19 protein-coding genes are annotated in these 18691 nt (G+C 73.1%); 5 read left to right on the top strand and 14 right to left on the bottom strand.

The features are described 5' to 3' along the window. Nucleotides 1–18 precede the first annotated feature (18 nt). Nucleotides 19–741 (bottom strand): S1 family peptidase, encoded by a 723-nt coding sequence (locus IE321_RS08715; protein WP_190222383.1) that lies wholly within the window; start codon nt 739–741, stop codon nt 19–21. 189 nt (nt 742–930) lie between these two features. Continuing rightward, on the bottom strand, nt 931–1722 hold the full coding sequence (locus IE321_RS08710; RefSeq protein WP_043223462.1) for a metal-dependent hydrolase: 792 nt from the start codon (nt 1720–1722) through the stop codon (nt 931–933). A gap of 132 nt (nt 1723–1854) precedes the next feature. On the opposite strand from IE321_RS08710, the gene IE321_RS08705 reads away from it, so the two are divergent. Further along, on the top strand, nt 1855–4368 hold the full coding sequence (locus tag IE321_RS08705) for a DEAD/DEAH box helicase (RefSeq protein WP_190222382.1): 2514 nt from the start codon (nt 1855–1857) through the stop codon (nt 4366–4368). Between the two features lie 22 nt (nt 4369–4390). Next, complete coding sequence (locus tag IE321_RS08700) at nt 4391–5257, top strand: acyl-CoA thioesterase (RefSeq protein ID WP_190222381.1); 867 nt, start codon at nt 4391–4393, stop codon at nt 5255–5257. 4 nt (nt 5258–5261) lie between these two features. On the opposite strand, the gene IE321_RS08695 is transcribed toward IE321_RS08700, so the two are convergent. Beyond that, entirely contained in the window at nt 5262–6332 is a 1071-nt protein-coding gene (locus IE321_RS08695) for an RNA ligase (ATP) (protein WP_190222380.1), read from the bottom strand. A gap of 156 nt (nt 6333–6488) precedes the next feature. On the opposite strand from IE321_RS08695, the gene IE321_RS08690 reads away from it, so the two are divergent. Then, on the top strand, nt 6489–7214 hold the full coding sequence (locus IE321_RS08690; RefSeq protein ID WP_190222379.1) for a hypothetical protein: 726 nt from the start codon (nt 6489–6491) through the stop codon (nt 7212–7214). On the opposite strand, the gene IE321_RS08685 is transcribed toward IE321_RS08690, so the two are convergent. Further along, complete coding sequence (locus tag IE321_RS08685; protein WP_190222378.1) at nt 7203–7430, bottom strand: DUF6011 domain-containing protein; 228 nt, start codon at nt 7428–7430, stop codon at nt 7203–7205. The two genes, IE321_RS08690 and IE321_RS08685, sit on opposite strands and share 12 nt — an antisense overlap. A 40-nt stretch (nt 7431–7470) precedes the next feature. On the opposite strand from IE321_RS08685, the gene IE321_RS08680 reads away from it, so the two are divergent. Both IE321_RS08680 and IE321_RS08675 read left to right on the top strand, forming a co-directional pair. After that, nucleotides 7471–7953, top strand: coding sequence for a glutathione peroxidase (locus tag IE321_RS08680; protein ID WP_190222377.1), 483 nt, complete (start codon nt 7471–7473; stop codon nt 7951–7953). Nucleotides 7954–8150: 197 nt separating this feature from the next. Further along, nucleotides 8151–8942 carry a putative protein N(5)-glutamine methyltransferase gene (locus tag IE321_RS08675; protein ID WP_190222376.1) on the top strand — a complete coding sequence of 264 codons (792 nt, stop codon included), beginning with the start codon at nt 8151–8153 and terminating at the stop codon, nt 8940–8942. Nucleotides 8943–8947: 5 nt separating this feature from the next. On the opposite strand, the gene IE321_RS08670 is transcribed toward IE321_RS08675, so the two are convergent. Genes IE321_RS08670 through IE321_RS08625 form a run of 10 tightly spaced genes read right to left on the bottom strand, consistent with a single transcriptional unit; the run spans nt 8948 to nt 18690 of the window. Then, entirely contained in the window at nt 8948–9742 is a 795-nt protein-coding gene (locus tag IE321_RS08670; protein WP_190222375.1) for a hypothetical protein, read from the bottom strand. 49 nt (nt 9743–9791) lie between these two features. Then, nucleotides 9792–10334 (bottom strand): Rv1363c family protein, encoded by a 543-nt coding sequence (locus tag IE321_RS08665; protein WP_190222374.1) that lies wholly within the window; start codon nt 10332–10334, stop codon nt 9792–9794. 26 nt (nt 10335–10360) lie between these two features. After that, nucleotides 10361–11128, bottom strand: a complete 768-nt coding sequence (locus IE321_RS41905) for a hypothetical protein (RefSeq protein WP_226651823.1) — start codon at nt 11126–11128, stop codon at nt 10361–10363. Continuing rightward, nucleotides 11125–11640, bottom strand: a complete 516-nt coding sequence (locus IE321_RS08655; protein ID WP_043223442.1) for a hypothetical protein — start codon at nt 11638–11640, stop codon at nt 11125–11127. The genes IE321_RS41905 and IE321_RS08655 overlap by 4 nt, the downstream gene beginning before the upstream one ends. Beyond that, nucleotides 11637–12914, bottom strand: coding sequence for an MlaD family protein (locus IE321_RS08650; RefSeq protein WP_190222373.1), 1278 nt, complete (start codon nt 12912–12914; stop codon nt 11637–11639). The genes IE321_RS08655 and IE321_RS08650 overlap by 4 nt, the downstream gene beginning before the upstream one ends. Further along, the gene (locus tag IE321_RS08645) at nt 12911–14191 is read right to left on the bottom strand and encodes an MCE family protein (RefSeq protein ID WP_190222372.1); all 1281 of its coding nucleotides are present in this window, start codon (nt 14189–14191) and stop codon (nt 12911–12913) included. Before IE321_RS08645 ends, IE321_RS08650 begins: the two co-directional genes overlap by 4 nt. Further along, complete coding sequence (locus tag IE321_RS08640) at nt 14188–15243, bottom strand: MCE family protein (RefSeq protein ID WP_190222371.1); 1056 nt, start codon at nt 15241–15243, stop codon at nt 14188–14190. Before IE321_RS08640 ends, IE321_RS08645 begins: the two co-directional genes overlap by 4 nt. After that, nucleotides 15240–16289 (bottom strand): MCE family protein, encoded by a 1050-nt coding sequence (locus IE321_RS08635; RefSeq protein ID WP_043223544.1) that lies wholly within the window; start codon nt 16287–16289, stop codon nt 15240–15242. The genes IE321_RS08640 and IE321_RS08635 overlap by 4 nt, the downstream gene beginning before the upstream one ends. Continuing rightward, a complete protein-coding gene (locus tag IE321_RS08630) occupies nt 16286–17425 on the bottom strand; it encodes an MCE family protein (RefSeq protein WP_190222370.1) in 1140 nt (379 codons plus the stop codon). The genes IE321_RS08635 and IE321_RS08630 overlap by 4 nt, the downstream gene beginning before the upstream one ends. Then, the gene (locus IE321_RS08625) at nt 17422–18690 is read right to left on the bottom strand and encodes an MCE family protein (protein WP_190222369.1); all 1269 of its coding nucleotides are present in this window, start codon (nt 18688–18690) and stop codon (nt 17422–17424) included. The genes IE321_RS08630 and IE321_RS08625 overlap by 4 nt, the downstream gene beginning before the upstream one ends. Nucleotide 18691: the final 1 nt, after the last annotated feature.

Below are 18691 nucleotides of genomic sequence, written 5' to 3'. Positions count from 1 at the left end.
GCCCGGGACCGGCGGAGGTCAGACCCCCGCGACCGACTGGATCCAGGAGCGGTAGGCCGTCACGTTGGTGTAGGCGGTCGTCGTCTGGCGGTCGCTGGTGGAGGCCACCCCGACCTGGACGCCGTTCGCCATCATCGGGCCGCCGGAGTCGCCGCCGGCGGTGATGCCGTCGCCGCGCCGGGCGCAGATCGCCGAGCCGCTGTACGCGTCACGGCAGCCTCCGGTCACCGTCACGTTGGCGACCTTCAGGTAGCGGGACTGACAGGTGGCCTCGGAGCCGCACTGGGAGGTGGCGCCCCAGCCGTAGACCTGGACGTTCTGTCCGACGGTCACGGAGCCGGGCTGTCCGAGCCGGGCGTAGGTCGCCGTCACGGAGCGGTCCAGGCGGACCAGCGCGAGGTCGGCGCTGTGGGTGTAGGTCTGGACCCCGTTGGCGAGGGTGCCGCCGCTGTGCTGGTCCAGGCTGCCGATCCGGAAGGAGAGGCCGCCCCCGGTGACGCAGTGCTTGGCCGTCAGGATCCAGGTGGGGGCGATGATCGTCGCGGAACAGGTCTCCCTGCCGTTGGAGAGCAGCCGGGCCGCCCAGGGGCCGCTCTGGGCGTAGCCACCGCCGATGATCGGCTGGACGGCCGCGGCCCCGGCGCGGGCGGGAGCCTCCGCCGCGGTGGCGGCGGGGGCGAAGAGGGCGAGCACGGAGAGCGCCGCGGCGGCGGCGGACGCCCATATGCGGTGCGTACGCAAGGTTCCTCGTCTCCGACGGCACGCGGACGTGCCGCCTGTGGGGGGGAGTGGGTGGAACCAGGGTCGTCACGCGCCGGACACCGGGGTAATCCCGTTCGTCCATAACACCGTGTTATCCCCGGGACGGGGCGCCGCACGGGAAGGGGCCGCACCGGATGTCCGGTGCGGCCCCTTCCCGTGTCCGTACGGCTAGAAGAAGCCGAGCGCCGAGGCTCCGCCGACCCCGCCGAGGAGCATGAAGGCCGGCATGAGGACCTTCAGCTCGACCCAGCTGCCGGCCCGGAAGCGCATGCCCTTGGGCGGGCCGATCGGGTACCAGCGCTTGCGGCCGATGGGGATCGGCCACAGGATCGGGCAGCCGGAGACGGTGAGGGCGTCGCCGATGTCGTGGACGAGGGCGCCCAGGACGATCGGCAGGCCCAGCCACAGGTACTCCTGGCCGGGGCCGGTGAAGAGCCAATCCGCGCCGTTGCCCGGCTGGTCCAGGACGCCGGCGAGGATCCAGGCGCTGGTCGCGCCGAGCAGCCACACCAGGACGTCGCTGGACATCCGGGCGGCCCGCCACAGCAGCCCCTCGACGGCGAGGACGAGGTGGACGAAGAGGATCGCGAGGACCGCCCAGCGCCCGCCGGTGACGGCCGCGACCGAGCAGCCGCCGCCGATGAGGACCGCCCACAGCCACGTGTGGGTGAGGGTGCGGTGGCCGCCGGAGCGGCGCGGGTCCTGGGGGCTGCGGGTCGCCTTGTAGACGGCGTACGACAGCTTGTCGACGATCTCGCACAGGGCCCGGGAGACCGGGCCGAAGGCGCGCGAGATGGTGGCCGACTTGTGGTCCAGGTCGGGGGCTAGGGCCGCGCCCGCGCACAGCAGCGCGCCGACCAGCAGCACCGGCCAGGGCATCGGGTGGTCGAAGGCGGCCGCGGCGGCTCCCACGCCCAGCCAGGCCGCCGCTCCGGACAGCGAGTGCGCCGGTCCCATCATGGTCGGTTCCGCCCCGTTTCTCCCCTGCCGGCGCCGAGTTGACGGCCGGTCGACGGAGCAGCCTATCGGGAGTGATCTTCGCGTTCGACAGCCGGTTCCCTCATCCGAGCGGAATGCAGGCAAGATGGGGACGTGACCCTTATCGATCAGCTGCCGCCGACCGCCGACCCCGACGCCCTCTTCGAGGCCTTCTCCTCCTGGGCCGAGGAGCGCGGCATCTCGCTCTACCCGGCGCAGGAGGAGGCGCTGATCGAGGTGGTCTCGGGGGCGAACGTCATCCTGTCGACCCCGACGGGGTCCGGGAAGTCGCTGGTGGCGGCCGGCGCGCACTTCACGGCGCTCGCGAACGACCAGGTCACCTTCTACACGGCGCCGATCAAGGCGCTGGTGTCGGAGAAGTTCTTCGACCTGTGCAAGATCTTCGGCACGGAGAACGTCGGCATGCTGACCGGCGACGCCTCCGTGAACGCGGACGCGCCCGTCATCTGCTGCACGGCCGAGGTGCTGGCCTCGATCGCGCTGCGCGACGGCAAGGACGCCGACATCGGCCAGGTCGTCATGGACGAGTTCCACTTCTACGCCGAGGCGGACCGGGGGTGGGCCTGGCAGATCCCGCTGCTCGAACTCCCCCAGGCGCAGTTCGTCCTCATGTCGGCGACGCTCGGCGACGTGTCGATGTTCGAGAAGGACCTCACCCGGCGCACCGGCCGCCCCACCTCGGTGGTCCGTTCGGCGACCCGGCCGGTGCCGCTCTCGTACGAGTACCGGCTCACGCCCATCACCGACACGCTGACCGAGCTCCTGGAGACCAGGCAGGCGCCCGTCTACATCGTGCACTTCACGCAGGCGCAGGCCGTGGAGCGGGCGCAGTCGCTGATGAGCATCAACATGTGCACGCGCGAGGAGAAGGACAAGATCGCCGAGCTGATCGGCAACTTCCGCTTCACCACCAAGTTCGGCCAGAACCTCTCCCGCTACGTCCGGCACGGCATCGGTGTGCACCACGCGGGCATGCTGCCGAAGTACCGGCGGCTCGTCGAGAAGCTCGCCCAGGCGGGTCTGCTGAAGGTGATCTGCGGGACCGACACCCTCGGCGTCGGCGTGAACGTGCCCATCCGCACCGTGCTCTTCACCGCCCTCACCAAGTACGACGGCAACCGGGTCCGCACCCTGCGGGCCCGCGAGTTCCACCAGATCGCCGGCCGGGCCGGCCGGGCCGGCTTCGACACCGCCGGCTTCGTCGTGGCGCAGGCGCCCGAGCACGTCATCGAGAACGAGAAGGCGCTCGCGAAGGCGGGCGACGACCCGAAGAAGCGCCGCAAGGTGGTCCGCAAGAAGGCCCCCGAGGGCTTCGTCGCCTGGAGCGACACCACCTTCGAGAAGCTGCAGACCGCCGAGCCGGAGCCGCTGACCTCCCGCTTCAAGGTCACCAACATCATGCTGCTCTCGGTGATCGCCCGCCCCGGCGACGCCTTCCAGGCGATGCGCAAGCTCCTGGAGGACAACCACGAGCCGCGCAAGGCGCAGCTGCGGCACATCCGCCGGGCCATCGCGATCTACCGCTCGCTGCTCGACGGCGGTGTGGTGGAGCAGCTGGACACCCCGGACGCGGAGGGCCGCACCATCCGGCTCACCGTCGACCTCCAGCAGGACTTCGCGCTGAACCAGCCGCTGTCGACCTTCGCGCTGGCCGCCTTCGACCTGCTGGACCCCGAGTCCCCCTCGTACGCCCTCGACATGGTGTCCGTGGTCGAGTCGACGCTCGACGACCCGCGCCAGATCCTCGCCGCCATGCAGAACAAGGCGCGCGGGGAGGCCGTCGGGCAGATGAAGGCGGACGGCGTCGAGTACGAGGAGCGGATGGAGCGGCTCCAGGAGGTCTCCTACCCGAAGCCGCTGGAGGAGCTGCTCTGGCACGCGTACAACGTGTACCGGAAGTCGCACCCGTGGGTGGGCGACCACCCGGTGTCGCCGAAGTCGGTCATCCGTGACATGTACGAACGGGCGATGACCTTCACGGAGTTCACCTCCCACTACGAGCTGGCGCGCACCGAGGGCATCGTGCTGCGCTACCTGGCGAGCGCGTACAAGGCGCTCGACCACACCATCCCGGACGACCTCAAGACGGACGACCTGGAGGACCTGATCGCCTGGCTCGGCGAGATGGTGCGCCAGGTCGACTCCTCGCTGCTCGACGAGTGGGAGCAGCTGGCCAACCCGGAGGTCCAGACGGCCGAGGAGGCGCAGGAGAAGGCCGACCAGGTCAAGCCGGTCACGGCCAACGCGCGCGCCTTCCGGGTCCTGGTGCGCAACGCGATGTTCCGGCGGGTGGAGCTGGCGGCGCTCGACAAGGTCGGCGAGCTGGGCGAGATGGACGCCGAGTCCGGCTGGGACGCGGACGCGTGGGGCGAGGCGATGGACGCGTACTGGGACGAGTACGACGACCTGGGCACCGGCCCCGACGCGCGCGGCCCGAAGCTGCTCGCGATCGAGGAGGACGCGGCGCACGGCGTGTGGCGCGTCCGGCAGACCTTCGCCGACCCGAACGGCGACCATGACTGGGGCATCGGCGCGGAGGTGGACCTGGCGGCCTCCGACGAGGAGGGCCGGGCGGTAGTCCGCGTGACGTCGGTCGGACAGCTGTAGACCCTTCCCGAGGAGGACGCTCGTGACCAATCCCGCCGAAAAGCTCGTGGACCTGCTCGACCTGGAGCGGATCGAGGTCAACATCTTCCGCGGGCGCAGCCCGCAGGAGTCGCTGCAACGGGTCTTCGGCGGGCAGGTCGCCGGGCAGGCCCTGGTGGCGGCCGGGCGGACCGTGGACGCGGACCGTCCGGTGCACTCGCTGCACGCCTACTTCCTGCGGCCGGGCCGGCCGGGCGTGCCGATCGTCTACCAGGTGGAGCGGGTCCGGGACGGCCGGTCGTTCACGACCCGCCGGGTCACGGCCGTGCAGGAGGGCCGGACGATCTTCAACCTGACGGCCTCCTTCCACCTCCCGGAGGAGGCGGGCTTCGAGCACCAGCTGCCGCCGAGGCACCTGGTAGACCCGGAGAGCCTGCCGAGGCTGGCGGACGAGGTCCGCGACCACCTCGGCGGGCTGCCGGAGTCGATGGAGCGGATGGCGCGGCGGATGCCCTTCGACATCCGCTACGTCGACCGGCTGCGCTGGACGAAGGACGAGGTCAAGGACGCGGACCCGCGCAGCGCGGTGTGGATGCGGGCGGTCGGGCCGCTGGGCGACGACCCGCTGGTGCACACCTGCGCGGTCACGTACGCCTCCGACATGACCCTGCTCGACGCCGTACGGATCCCGGTCGAGCCGCTCTGGGGCCCGCGCGGCTTCGACATGGCGTCCCTGGACCACGCGATGTGGTTCCACCGCCCCTTCCGGGCCGACGAGTGGTTCCTGTACGAGCAGGAGTCCCCGGTCGCGACCGGCGGCCGGGGACTGGCCCGGGGCCGGATCTACGACCGGGAGGGCCGGATGCTCGTCTCGGTGGTCCAGGAGGGCCTGTTCCGCTCCCTGGGCTGACCGGTCACTCGTACTCGGTGCCGCCCTTGCGGGTCAGGTAGGCGGGGCTGACCGCCTTGGCGACGGCCCGGCCGCCGGTGACCGGGCTGTACCGCTCGACGGCCGGCCGCACGACGACGCCCTCCCGGAGGTGCGCGGAGCGCCCGGAGACGGTCTCGGCGCCGCTCGCGTGGGCGAGGACGGTGCCGAGGTCGTACGGGCCCTCGTACAGCCGGGGCACGAGGGGGACCTCGCCCGGCTCCAGGACCGCGGCCGGGTCCAGCCAGCGGACCTGTCCGTCGATCTCGGCGGACACGTCGAACAGCGCGTAGCCGACGGCCTCGCGGCGGGCGTCGGCGCCGTACGCCAGGTCCTGGACGCCGGAGCCGTACACCTCCCCGAAGAAGCCGACGCGGGTCGCCCCGAGCCGGGCGGCGAGCCGCTCGGCGACGGCGGGCAGGCCGTGCGCGTGGACGGCCCGCCAGTACAGGTTGCGCGGGTCCTCCTGGAGCGCGAGCCCCTTGGCGCCGAAGCCCTTCGAGGAGACGTGCGTCCGGCCGCCGTCGGCGACGTGGGTGAGCAGGCAGGCCGTGCCGTGGATCTTCTCCGTGAGGACGACCGCCTCGCCGGGCTCGAAGATGTCGGGGTACCGGTGCAGGTTCTCGATGTCGACCCAGGGCAGCAGGTCGGGCGCCGCCGCCACGTCCCCGCTCATGGTCGGCGGGATCGGCGGCACCCACTTGGTGATCCCCAGCGCCTCCGCGAAGTCGGTCCCCTCGGCGGCGGCCCGCGCCAGGTCCACCCCGTCGAGCGCGCCCGGCCTGCAGACGATCCCCTGCGACAGCTCCCCGCGCAGCCGCACCGCCTTCACCCGGTCCGACGCCTTCCCGGCCAGCCGTCCGGTCAGCCCCAGCTCGGCGACGAGCCCGGCGGGCAGCACGGCCTGCTCCGGGATGTAGACGGCGGTGTCGCCGGTCCGATAGGCGCCCTTGGCGACGACGGCCCGGTAGAGCCCGACCTGCGCCAGTTCGAGGGCGTCGGCGTTCGGGTGGGGATGGACGGTGAGGACTTCGGCGGTCACGCGCAGGGTGGACATGGTGTCAGGACTCCGGTCGTTCGGCTGGCTCGGGTTTCGCTCTCATCGCGGACCACCCTGACGGACCGTGAAATCCCTGCCCACCGCTTTTGCCGACTGGTATCGTCGCGATCTTCGCCGGGGCCACCCCGGACGGAGCCCCGTCAGGACCACGCCGTGGCCTCTCCCGCACTGACCGCCGCCCTCCACCGCGTCGACGCCGTCTTCGGCGGCATGACGGCCCCCGCCGACGGGTGCACGTACTGCTACGGAGAGGCGGATCTGGCGCTGCTGGCGGTGCCGGGCGCGCCGCTGGGGGACGGCCTGCTGGGGCCGTTCTTCCACGAGGTGCCCAGCCACTTCCCCGACCATCCGGCGGTGGTCCGGCGGCTGCTGCCGGAGGTCTTCGCCCGTATCGCCGCCGGGAGGGCGGACGAAATGGGATACATGCCCACCGGGCTCGGCCGGGTCGCCTGGCGGGAGTGGCCGGCCGAGCAGGCGGCCGCGATCGCGGGCTTCCTCGACGTGTGGTGGCGGGAGACGCTCGCCGATCCGGCACCGCCGCAGGACGTGAACGCGGTGTGGGAGCTGTCCGTGGACTTCCACCAGGCGGTCGCCCCGCTGCTCGACGTGTGGGCCGCCGCGCCCCGGGGCGGCGTCGAGGACCGGCACCTGGCGGACTTCGCGGACCGCTGGACCGATGACCTGCTCTGGGACTACGTCATCGGCTGGCCGGCGGACGAGTCGCTCCTCGACGCGCTCCGCGCCTGGCTCGTCGAGCACGCCCCGGCCCGGCTCGCCGGGCACCCCGACCCGCTGCTCCTCCGGAAGGTCGCGCTGCTGGCGCTCGGGGAGGAGGAGCGGGAGGCGGCCTACGAGGAGCTGATCGCCTCAGCCGGCTGAGGGGCCCAGGCCCGGCAGTGGATCCTGCTCGACCTCGTGGCGGCGGGTGCGGATGTCGGGGGCCGGAGGGTGGAGCTTGGCGTCGCAGGTGGGGCCGAGGCCCGTGCGGCGGGAGTCGGCGCCGGTGAGGGGACGGCCGCAGAGACGGCAGCGGACGAGGCGCCGCGACGCGCCGGGGGCGGAATCGACCGTGATTGCCAGGTGTTCTTCACTCATGTTGTCATCTACGCCTTAGTCTCGACGAGGAGCTCCCCCCATGAGTCTGTACGACATCCCGCTGAAGAACCTGGCCGGCGAGCCGGTCTCCCTGGCCGACTACCGGGACAAGGCCGTGCTGGTCGTGAACGTGGCGTCCAAGTGCGGTCTCACGCCGCAGTACGAGGGCCTGGAGCGGCTGCAGAAGGCGTACGGGGAGCGCGGGCTCACCGTGGTCGGCGTGCCGTGCAACCAGTTCCTGGGGCAGGAGCCGGGCTCGGCAGAGGAGATCCAGTCCTTCTGCTCGACGACGTACGGCGTGACCTTCCCGCTCCTGGAGAAGGCCGAGGTCAACGGTGACGGCCGTCACCCGCTGTACTCCGAGCTGACGCGGGTCGCGGACGCCGACGGCGAGGCCGGTGACGTGCAGTGGAACTTCGAGAAGTTCCTGATCTCCGCCGACGGCACCGTCACCCGCTTCCGTCCGCGCACCGAGCCGGAGGCCGCCGAGGTCGTCGCCGCCATCGAGGCGCTCCTCGTCTGAGGCCCCTCGCGGGCACGGCGCCGGGCAGCCGCCCGGCGCCGGCCCTGGGGTATGATCATCGGGCTCTGCACACGGCAACCGGAGGAGGTGGGTTCGATCCGCACCACGCAGGCAGGAAGCTCCCCCTCGGCGGCCGTCTCACCGACCCGGTCGTAGCGGCCGCGGGAGCCTCCTCACGGCTTCCCGGAAGGTCCCTCATGTCGCTCGACCCCTCTGTATCCCTCCGCTCCACCACCGTCTCCCGGCTCCGCGCCGCCGGCTGCGTCTTCGCCGAGGACGAGGCGGAACTCCTCTTCTCCGCCGCCCACGACGAGGCCGCGCTCGATGTGCTCGTCGATCGCCGGGCCGCCGGCTTCCCGCTGGAACACGTCGTCGGCTGGGCCGAGTTCGGCGGGCTGCGGATCGCCGTCGACACCGGCGTCTTCGTGCCCCGGCGCCGCACCGAGTTCCTCGTCGAACAGGCCGTCGCGCTCGCCGCGCCCGGCGCGCTCTGCGTCGACCTGTGCTGCGGCTCCGGCGCCGCCGGCGCGGTCCTGCTGTCGGCCGTCCCCGGGGCGCGCGTCCACGCCGCGGACATCGAGCCCGCCGCCGTCCGCTGCGCCCGCCGGAACGTCGAGCCGCGCGGCGGCCACGTCCACGAGGGCGACCTCTTCGCACCCCTGCCGGACGGTCTGCGGGGCCGGGTGGAGATCCTCGTCGCCAACGTGCCCTACGTACCGACCGAGGAGGTCGGCCTGCTGCCGCCCGAGGCACGCGAGCACGAACCGCTCGTCGCCCTCGACGGCGGCGCCGACGGCCTCGACGTGCTGCGCCGGGTGGCCGCCGAGGCGCCCGCCTGGCTGGCGCCGGGCGGGCGGCTCTTCGTCGAGACCAGCGAGCGGCAGACCGGCGCCGCGGCAGACGCCGTCGCCGCGCACGGACTGACGCCGCGGTTCGAGACCTGCGAGGAGCGGTACGCGACCGTCCTCGTCGCGACCCGGGAGGGCTGAGCCGCTCAGCGGCCGAAGGTGTCGATGCCCTCGACCAGCCAGGTCCCGTCGCGCAGCACGACGTCCACCGCGAACATCGCGCCCGCGTAGACCCCCTGGTCCTGCGCCTTCGGCTGCGCCCGGCCCGCCTTCGGCTTCGCGGGGCCGGCCGTGCTCACGCTGCTCTGGTCCGCGTAGACCAGCACGCGGGCACGGTCGCCGTCGATCCGCTCGACCGCGCTGTCGGTGACGGTCGTCGTGATCACCGACTTCTGCGCGGCGGCCTGGGCCAGCACCCCGGCGAAGAGCGTCCGGTGCTGCTCGACGGCCTTTCCGGTGAGGAAGGCCTTCCCGGCCCGCTCGAAGGCGGCGGCGTCCGTGTGGTCGTACGAGAAGAGGGCGGCGACCGCCACGGCCGTCTGCCCCTTGATCTCGCTGGTGCGGGCCGGGTCGGTGAGGGCCGTGTTCGCGCGCGCCGGGTCGTCGCGCAGCTCGCCCGTCCTGCTCTGCGCCCACCCGGCGAAGCCGCCGAGCAGCAGGGTCAGGACGCACAGGACGAGGAGGGGGACGCGGTGGCGCGGCCGGGAGGCCGCCTCCTCCCCCTGCGCGTGCTCCTCGTCCCGCGGCTCCCGCTTCTCCAGCCTCTCGCGCTTCTCCTGCTTCTCCTGCTTCTCCTGTACGGGCTTCGCCGCCGTTCGCCGTCGCGTCGGCGGTGCGGGCTCGGTCAGGAGGCCGACGGGGGACGCGGGGTCGGCGACCGGCTGGTCGGCGCGGGCCTGGCGGCGGCGCTCGCGGTTGAGGTGGTGGCGGGGCGTCGGCATGGTGCGGTGTCCTTTCGGGTGCGGGCGGCTCTCGCGGGACGGCCCGGCGTCAGCCGGTCGCCGTGCCTCCCACCGGGGCCTGCCCCAGACCGCTGAGCTTCCACCGGCCGTCGGCGCGGGTGAGTTCGCCCAGCATGCGGCTGTCCTTGTCGGTGCTCTTGTTGTCCGGCGTCGTGACGGTGACCCGGAGCGCGACGAGCAGCCGGGCCCGCCCCGAGCGCTCGTCGAGTTCGGTGACGGCGCCGGACAGCACCCGCGCCGTCGTCACCGTCTTCGCCGCCTTCACCTGCCCGGCGAACTCCTCGCGCCCGTCGACGAGTTGCTCGTGCAGCTCGCCGGTCGTGGAGGACTCCCAGAGGTCGAGCCCCCGGTCGACCTGCCGGTGGTCGAGCGTGTTGAGGTTCTGCACGGCCTGCTCCCCCGCGGCGAGCGCCCGGTCGCGTTCGGCGGCGTAGGCGGCGGTGTCGTCGTGGGCCGCGGCGTACCAGCCCTGACCGGTCCAGGCCGCGAAGCCGCCCGCGACGAGGGTGAGCACGAGGGCCGCGGCCAGGGCCGGCCGGGAGCCGGCCGGAGTGCGGACCGCGCGTGTCATGGGGTGCTCCCGTCTCCCGCTCATGGTCAGCGGGCCTTGATGTCGGTGATCAGCCAGCGGTCGTCCTGGAACCGCGCGGTGACGGTGAGCTGGGCCGCCGCGGCAGTGGCGGCGCCCTTGTCCCGGCGCGAGACCTGGTCGAGGAAGACCAGGAGGCGTGCGGTGTCCCCGTCGAGCTCGATGACGCCGGTGCGGACGGCCTGGGTGGAGAGGGTGATCCGCTGCTCGACCAGGCTCTCGCGGACCTGGGCGAACAGGTCGGTGTACTGGCGGGCGGCGCGGCCGGCGAGCACGGACCCGGCGCTGCGTTCGGCGGCGTCGGCGCTGGTCGGCGTGTACGAGAAGATCCGGGCGAGGCCCTCGCCGACGTCGCCGCCGACGCGGGTCGTCGCGGCGGCGTCGGTGAGCGCCTGGTTCCGCGCCGAGGGCGTCGACCGGAGCTGGTGGGCCCCGTAGAAGAACGCGCCGCCGCCGAGCAGGAGGACGGCGAGGACGGTGGCGAGGGCGGCCCTGCGGCGGAGGGCGGTGGCGGGACGGCGGGCGCCGGGCTCGGCGTCGGCCTCGGCTTCGGCGCCGCTGTCGTCGTCGGATCCGTCCCCACCGGCGCCTTCGGCTTCGGCTTCGGCTTCGGCTTCGGCTTCGGCTTCGGCTTCGGCTTCGGCGACGGTCTCGGGCTCGGCCTCGGCGACGGTCTCGGGCTCGGCCTCGGCGGCCCGGGACTCGGCCGCGGCCCGGGACTCGGCCGCGGTCTCGGGCTCGGGTTCGGTCTCGGGGGTCGGGAGCGTTCGGGTCACTCGTCGCCGCCTTCCTCGGTCGCGGCGACGGGGACCGCGCTGAGCGCCGCCACCTGCCAGGTGTGCTCGCCGGTGCGGTTCAGGACGGCCTCCAGGCGCTTGCGGTCGGTGGTGGCGGCGCCGCTGCCCTTCGGGGTGACGTCGACCCGGACGGTCGCGATGAGCTTCGCCGTGCCGGCGCGCGCGTCGAGGGAGACGAGGGCCGCCTCGGTGACGGTCGCGCGGGCGGAGGCTCCCACCGCGGGCTCGGTGCGGCCCAGTTCGGTGCGGAGCGGGCCGGTCGACGCGTCGCGCCACGCCTGGATGCCCGCCTGCGCGCGCTCGCGGGTGGAGGCGTCCAGGGTGTTGAGGACGGTGAGGCGCTGCCTGCCCTCGGCGAGGGCGGTGTCCCGCTCGCGGCCGAAGGCCAGCTCCTGGTCGGTGCGGGCCTGGGCGTAGGTCCAGGCGCCGGTGGCGCAGAAGCCGAGGGCGACGGCGAGCGCGGCGGCGGAGAGGTACCGGGTCCGCTTCATCGGGTGCTCCCGGTCCGGAGGCCGAGGAGGCCCGCCATGTCCGTCGGGCCGGTGGTCTGGCCCGGCAGGGCGAGTGCGCCGGGCAGCGTCGGCTTCGCTCCGGCCGTCCGGTGCGGGGCGCCGGGGAGGAGCGTGCCGAGGCGGGCCGGGGCGGGCACGGCGGCGTCGCCCTTCGGGGCGTGCGCGGAGCCGCGGACGTTGACCCCGGAGCCGGCCGTGCTGGTGCAGGCGGCGCCGGTGTTGAGGGCGGGTGCGGTGCCGAGGTCGAGGCCGTTGCGGTAGCGCGTGCCGCCGTAGCCGGAGGTGCAGGGCAGCGGCTTGAAGAAGGTGACGGCCAGGCCGATGTTGAGGCGACCGCCGTCGACGGCGGTGGCGCCGGCCGAGACGGCCGCCGGGTACTTCACGAGGAGTTCCTCGATGCCGCGCTGCCGGGTGAGCGCGATCTCGGAGGTGGTGAGGAGGTTGGCGAGGACGACGCTCAGGCTGGGGTCGAGGTCGTCGAGGAGGCCGCTGACCTGGCCGGCGGCGTCCGGGGTGACGGTGAGGAGCCGGCGCAGGTCGGCGTCGGAGCCCTTGAGGGTGGCGGAGAGTTCGCGGGCGCCGCTGGCGAAGTCGCGGATGGCGCGGCTCTCGTCGGCCTGGGTCCGCAGGACGACCTCGCCGTCCGCGATGAGGCGGGTGGTGGCCGGGAGGGACCGGTCGGCGGCCTGGACGAAGGCGCTGCCGCTGTCGAGGAGGACCTGGAGGTCGTCGCCGTGGCCCTCGAACGCCTTGCCCAGCTCGTCGACGACCGTGCGGAGCGAGTCCAGGGGGACGGAGCGGGTCAGGTCGTCCATGCTGCTGAGCACGTCGGTGACCGGGGCCGGGACCTGGGTGTCGGACTGCTCGATGCGGGCGCCGTCCGCGAGGAAGGGTGCGCCGTCGCTGTCCGGGCGCAGGTCGATGTACTGCTCGCCGACGGCGGAGAGCCCGGCGACGACGGCCTGCGCGTCGGCGGGGATCCGCGGGGCCGACTTCTTGATGCGCAGCTCGGCGACGACGCCGTCGGCGGTCAGGTCGATGGCCCCGACCCGGCCGACCGAGACGCCCCGGTAGGTGACGTCGGAGTGGGTGAACAGGCCGCCGGTGCGGGCGAGGTGGACGCGCACCGTGTAGTGGTCGGCGACTCCGGCGAACCGGCCGAGGTCGGCGTAGCGGATGCCGACGAAGGCGAGGACGGTGACGGCGATGACGAGGAACGCGAGGTTCTTGAGCCGTACGGAACGGGTGATCACCGGTGCTCGCCTCCGGCCGTCGGGGTGGTGCCCGGTCCGGACGGGGGGGCCGTCCGGACCGGGGGCAGGGGCAGGGGCGATCGCGGGTGCCCGGCGGTGCCGTCGGCGCCCTGGCGCTGCCCGGCGGGCGCGTTCGGGTCCGTCGGGGTCGGCGTGGGCGTCGGGGTGGGGTCCGGCTTCGGGACGAGCGGCGGGATGACCTCGGTGCCGGATTCGGCGGCGAGGTACAGGTAGGTGTTGAGGTAGTCGCCCTTGATGCCCTTCATGACCTCGTCGGTGAAGGGGTAGGTGAGCAGGACCTGGAGCGAGTCCGGCAGGTCGGCGCCGGCGTCGGCGAGGGCGGTCAGGGTCGGGGCGAGGGCCTTGAGGTCGGCGATCATGTCCTTCTTGCTCGCCTCGACGGTGGAGACGGCGACGCCGGAGAGGGTGTCGAGGGCGCGGAGCATGGTGAGCAGCGAACCGCGTTGGTTCTCCAGCGTCTTGAGGCCGGGCGAGAGGTCGGTGAGGATCGTGTCCACGTCCTTCTTGCGGCCGGCGAGGGTGGTGGAGAGCCGGTTGAGGCCGTCGAGGGCGCGGGTGATGTCGCCGCGGTGCGTGTCCAGGGTGGTCACCAGGGTGTTCACCCGCCTGAGCATGGAGCGGACCTCGGGTTCGCGTCCGCCGAGCGCCGCGTTCAGTTCGCGGGTGATGGTCTTGAGCTGGTTGACGCCGCCGCCGTTGAGCAGGAGGGAGAGGGCGCCGAACACCTCCTCGACCTCGGTGTTGCGGTTGGTGCGGTTCAGCGGGATGACGCTGCCGTCGGTGAGGCGGGCGCCGGTGTCCCGGGGGGCGGCGGCCTGGCGGACGGATCCGGTGGCGGGGGCGCTCGGGGCCGGGGCGACCAGCTGGACGTACTTCTCGCCGAGGAGGCTGGACTGCTCCACCCGAGCGCCGGTGTCGGCGGGCAGCCGGACGTCTCCGTTGATCTTCAGGGTGACGCGGGCGGACCAGGTGGCGGGGTCGAGTTCGATGGCGGTGACGCGGCCGACGGCGACGTCGTTGACCTTGACCGCGGACTGGGGCACCAGGCTGAGGACGTCGGCGATCTCGGCGGTGACGGTGTAGGGGTGGGCGCCGAGGTCGGCGCCGCCGGGCAGCGGCAGGTCCTCGATGCCGTCGAAGCGGACGGGGACCGAGGGCAGGGCGCCGAGGGCGACGGCCAGGCCGAGGCCGAGCGCGACGACGCCGGCGGCACCGGCTCCGGCGGCCCGGGCCGAGGGCAGGCGGGGGCGTCTCACCGGTCCTCCTGTGCGGTGGTGGCCGACGGTCCGGCGCTGGGGCCGGTGCCGCCGGCGGCGGCTCCGGTGACGGGGAGCGGGAGCAGCGGGCCGCCCATGCTGATCTCGTTGAGGTTGGCGCGGCCGTCGACGGTGCGGGTGGACGGGTCGTAGGCGTTGACGAGGTTGCCTGCGGCGAGGGGGGCGACGTCGAGGGCCTCGGCGAGGGAGGCGCGCTGGTCGACGAGGGTCTGGGTGAGGGGGACGAGCCGGTCGACGTTCTTCTTGAGTTCGCCGCGGTGGTCCTTGATGAAGGTCTTCACCTGGGCGAGGGCCCGGCCGAGTTCCTTGAGGGCGCCGGCGAGGTCGTCCTTGTTCTCGGCGAAGTAGCCGACGACCTCGTCGAGGCGTTCCTGGGCGGTGCGGACGGAGCCGTCCTTCTCCTTGAGCATGGTGGTGAAGGTCTGGAGCTGGCCGAGGGTGGCGAAGAGGTTCTCGCTGCTGCCGTCGAGGGTCTTGGCGGCCTTCCCGAACCGGTCGATGGAGGTGCCGATGGCGGCGCCGTTGCCCTTGAGGTTCTTCGCGCCGGTGTCGAGGAGGGCGGAGAGCGCCCCGGCGGAGTTGGCGCCGTTCGGGCCGAGCGCCTCGCTCAGGTCGGTGATCGAGGCGTACAGCTGGTCGATCTCGACGGGAACGCGGTTGCGGGAGGCGGGGAGTTCGGCGCCGTCGCCGAGGGCGGGGCCGGAGCTGTAGGCGGGGCTGAGCTGCACGTACCGGTCGGCGACGATGCTGGGGGCGACGACGAGGGCGCGGGCGTCGGCGGGGACCTGGACGCCCTCGTCGAGGCGGAGCGCGACGCGGACGCGGGTGCCCCGGGGCTCCACGGACTCGACCTCTCCGACGCGGACGCCGAGGACCCGCAGGTCGGATCCGGCGTAGATGCCGACGGCCCGGTCGAACCAGGCGGTGACGCGGATGCCGTCCTCGTCGAGGGCGCGGACGGTGACCAGGCCGCAGGCGGCGAGGACCGCGAGCGCGAGGCCGGCGACGAGGGGTGTTCTGGTCCTGGTCATCGTGCACCGCTCCCCTTCGCCGTGGCCTTCTGCTTGGGCGGCATGCATCCGGTGGCGGGCTGGGAGCCCGCGGGCAGGTAGTCGCGGGGCACCACGCCGCACAGGTAGCTGTCGAACCAGCGGCCGGTGCCGAGGGTGTTGCCGACGAGCCGGTAGTAGGGGCCGACGAGCGCGAGGGTCTTGTCGAGCTGCCCGCTGTTCTTCTCCAGGACGCCGGTGACCCGGCCGAGGGCCTTGAGGGTCGGGCCGAGCTGGCGGTCGTTGTCGTCGACGAGGCCGCTGAGTTCGGTGCCGAGCGCCCGGCTGCCCTTGAGCAGGGCCCGGATGGCGTCGCGGCGCTTCTGGAGTTCTCCGAGCAGGGAGCCGCCGTCCTCCAGGAGCACCTCGAAGCTGGACTTCTTGTTCTTGAGGGTCTTGGTGAAGCGGTCGCTGTTCTTCAGGAGGCGGGCGAGTTCGGTGTCGCGCTTGGAGACGGTCTTCGACAGTTCGGACAGGCCGTCGGCGGCGCTGCGCACGTGCGGCGGCGAGTCCTTGAAGGTGTCGGAGATGGTCCGGAAGCTTTCGGCGAGCCGGGCGGTGTCGATGTCGTCGATGGTGCCGCTGAGGTCCTGGAACGCCTGGGTGACGTCGTACGGGGACGTGGTCCGGGAGAGCGGGATGCGGGTCCCGGGGTCCTGGCGGGCGGAGCCCAGCGGGTCGAGGGCGAGGTACTTCTCGCCGAGGAGGGTCTTGATGGCGATGGCGGCGGTGGACCGGTCCCCGACCCAGGCGTCGCCGACCTCGAAGGTCACCTTGACCTTGGGCCCGTCGAGGGTGACGCCGGTGACCTCGCCGACCTTGACGCCGGCGATCCGCACCTCGTCGCCGGAGTCGAGCCCGGCGGCCTCGGAGAAGTCGGCGCTGTAGGCGGTGCCGTCACCGACGATCGGGAGGCGTTCGACGTTGTAGGCGAGGGCGGCGAGGAGGCCGAGCAGGACGAGTCCGACGAGGGCCACCGCGATGGGGTTGCGTTCCTTCACCGGCTTGATCCGGCCGAGGGGGCTCATCCGCGGCACCTCGGTTCCGTCACGGCGATGCCGGTCGGCGGCTTGGAGCCGTCGGAGGTCTTCACGCCGCTCACGCGCGCCTCGCAGAGGTAGAGGTTGAACCACGAGCCGTACGAGGAGAGGCGGGCCAGGGCGGTCAGCTTGCCGGGGGTGTTCGCGAGGAACTCCTCCAGGCGGGGGGTGTGGTCGCCGAGGGTGCCGGAGAGCCGGCCCAGTTCGCGGATGTCCTTCTTGAGGGGGGCGCGTCCGTCCTGGAGGAGTCCGGCGGTCGTGGTGGTGAGGTCGCCCATGGCGGCGACGGCCTCGCCGAGGGGTTTGCGGTCGGTGTTGAAGCCGGTGACGAGCTTCTGGAGGGTGACGACGAGGTCCTCGAAGCCGGCCTCGCGGTCGTTGAGGGTGGTGAGGACGGTGTTGAGGTGGGTGACGACGTCGCCGATGACCTTGTCCTTGGCGGCGACGGTGCTGGTGAGGGAGCCGATGTGGCGCAGCAGGCTGTCGACGGTCCCGCTCTCGCCCTGGAGGACCTGGACGAGGGAGCCGGCGAGGTCGTTGACGTCGGCGGGCGAGAGTCCCTCGAAGAGCGGCTTGAAGCCGTTGAAGAGCAGCGTCAGGTCGAGGGCGGGGGTGGTGCGGTCGAGCGGGATGGTCTCGCCGTCCGTCAGGGTGCCGCTGAGTTCGCCGCTGCCGCGGCCGAGGGACACGTACCGCTGCCCGACCATGTTGAGGTACTTCACTCCGGCGGTGGCGGAGCGGGGCAGGACGCGGTCCTCGCGGACCGAGAAGGTGACCTGGGCGGTGCGCCGGTCGACGACCCGTACGTCGGTCACCTCGCCGACCTTCACGCCCGCGATGCGCACCGAGTCGCCGGCGACGAGGCCGGTGACGTCGGTGAAGAGCGCCTTGTACGAGTGGGTGGCGGCGCCGACTCCGGTGTTGGCGATGCTGAAGCCGAGCACGGTGGTGGCCACGGCCGTGACCAGGACGAACGCGAGGGACTTGAGGACGGTGCCGGTGAGTCCGCGGCGCCGGGTGTGGCTCAGGTCCGATCGCCTCGCCCGCCGCTCCCGCTTCTCGGGCCCCGCCGTCGTGTCCGTCGTGTCGTCCGTCGACTTGTCCGTCGACCTGTCCGTCGTCATCGGAGGGTCACCTCCGCTCCGCGGAAGGCCGGGCCCGCGAGCAGGCTGCTCCAGTCGGGCAGGTCCCCGGGCCGCTTGTCGGCGGCGGGGGCGAGGAGTTCGGTGACGAGGTCGTTCTCCTGCGGGGAGTTGGCGGGGCCGAGGTCCTGGTCGGCCGCGGCGGACGCGCGGACGGCGGGGGCGGCGGGGACTCCCAGGTAGGGCACGGGGTAGCAGCGGGGGCCGCCGCCGGAGCCGTACCTCGGGGCGTCCCGGCCGGGGACGTACCCGCCGCGCGAGGGCACGGTGGTGACGTTCACGTGGAGTCCCGGCCGCTTCGTGCCCTTGCCGAGCGCCTTGTCCATGGCGGGCACGAACTGGGCGAGGGTGCGCAGGGTGCAGGGGAAGGACGAGGAGTACGTGGAGAGCAGCTCCAGGGTGGGCCGGCCGGTGGCGCTGAGCCGGATGACGGTGTCCTTGTTCTTCCGCAGGAAGGCGGTCAGGTCCTGGGCGGTCCGGGTGGTGGCGCCGAGGGTGCCGGAGAGCGCCGCCTCCTTCTCGGCGAGGGTGCCGCTGGTGGTGGTGAAGTCGGTGAGCGCCGTGAGGATGTCCGGGGCGGCGTCCGCGTAGAGGTGGCTGACCTTCACGAGTTCCTTGAGATCCCGGGTGAGGGCGGGCAGGTGGGGGTTGAACCGCTTGAGGTGGCCGTCGAGCCGGGCGAGGGTGTCGCCGAGCTTCTCGCCGCGGCCTTCGAGGGCCTGGGAGACGGCCGACAGGGTGGCGGACAGTTTCTGCGGCTGGACGGCGGTGAGCATCGGCAGCAGGTTGTCGAGGACCTGCTGGAGTTCGACGGCGTTGCCGGAGCGGTCCTCGGGGATGACGGCGCCGGGCCCGAGGGGCCGCGAGGACGCGTTCCCCGGCGGTACGAGGGCCACGAAGCGCTCGCCGAAGAGCGTGGTCGGCAGCATCTGCGCCCGGACGTCGGAGGGGACGTGCTCCAGGGTGCCGGGCCGCATGGCGAGGGTGAGCCGGGCGCCGGTCTCGGTGGCGTCGATGGCGCGGACCTCGCCGATGACGACGCCGCGGAGCTTCACCTCGGCGCCGAGGTGCATCTCGTTGCCGACGCTGCCGGTCTCGACGGTGATCGGGTCGGAGTCGGTGAACTTCTTCTCGTAGACGGCGACCGCGAGCCAGGCCAGCAGGGCGGGGACCAGCAGGAAGACGACGCCGGCGGACCGGCGGCGCAGGGTCCGGCCGTGTGGAGCGTTGCCTGTGGGAGCGTTCATC

Origin of the sequence: Streptomyces hydrogenans, assembly GCF_014656075.1 — a bacterium.
Classification (GTDB): domain Bacteria; phylum Actinomycetota; class Actinomycetes; order Streptomycetales; family Streptomycetaceae; genus Streptomyces; species Streptomyces hydrogenans.
The sequence above is the reverse complement of the archived record's forward strand: the minus strand, read 5'-3'. Positions and strand labels throughout refer to the sequence as shown.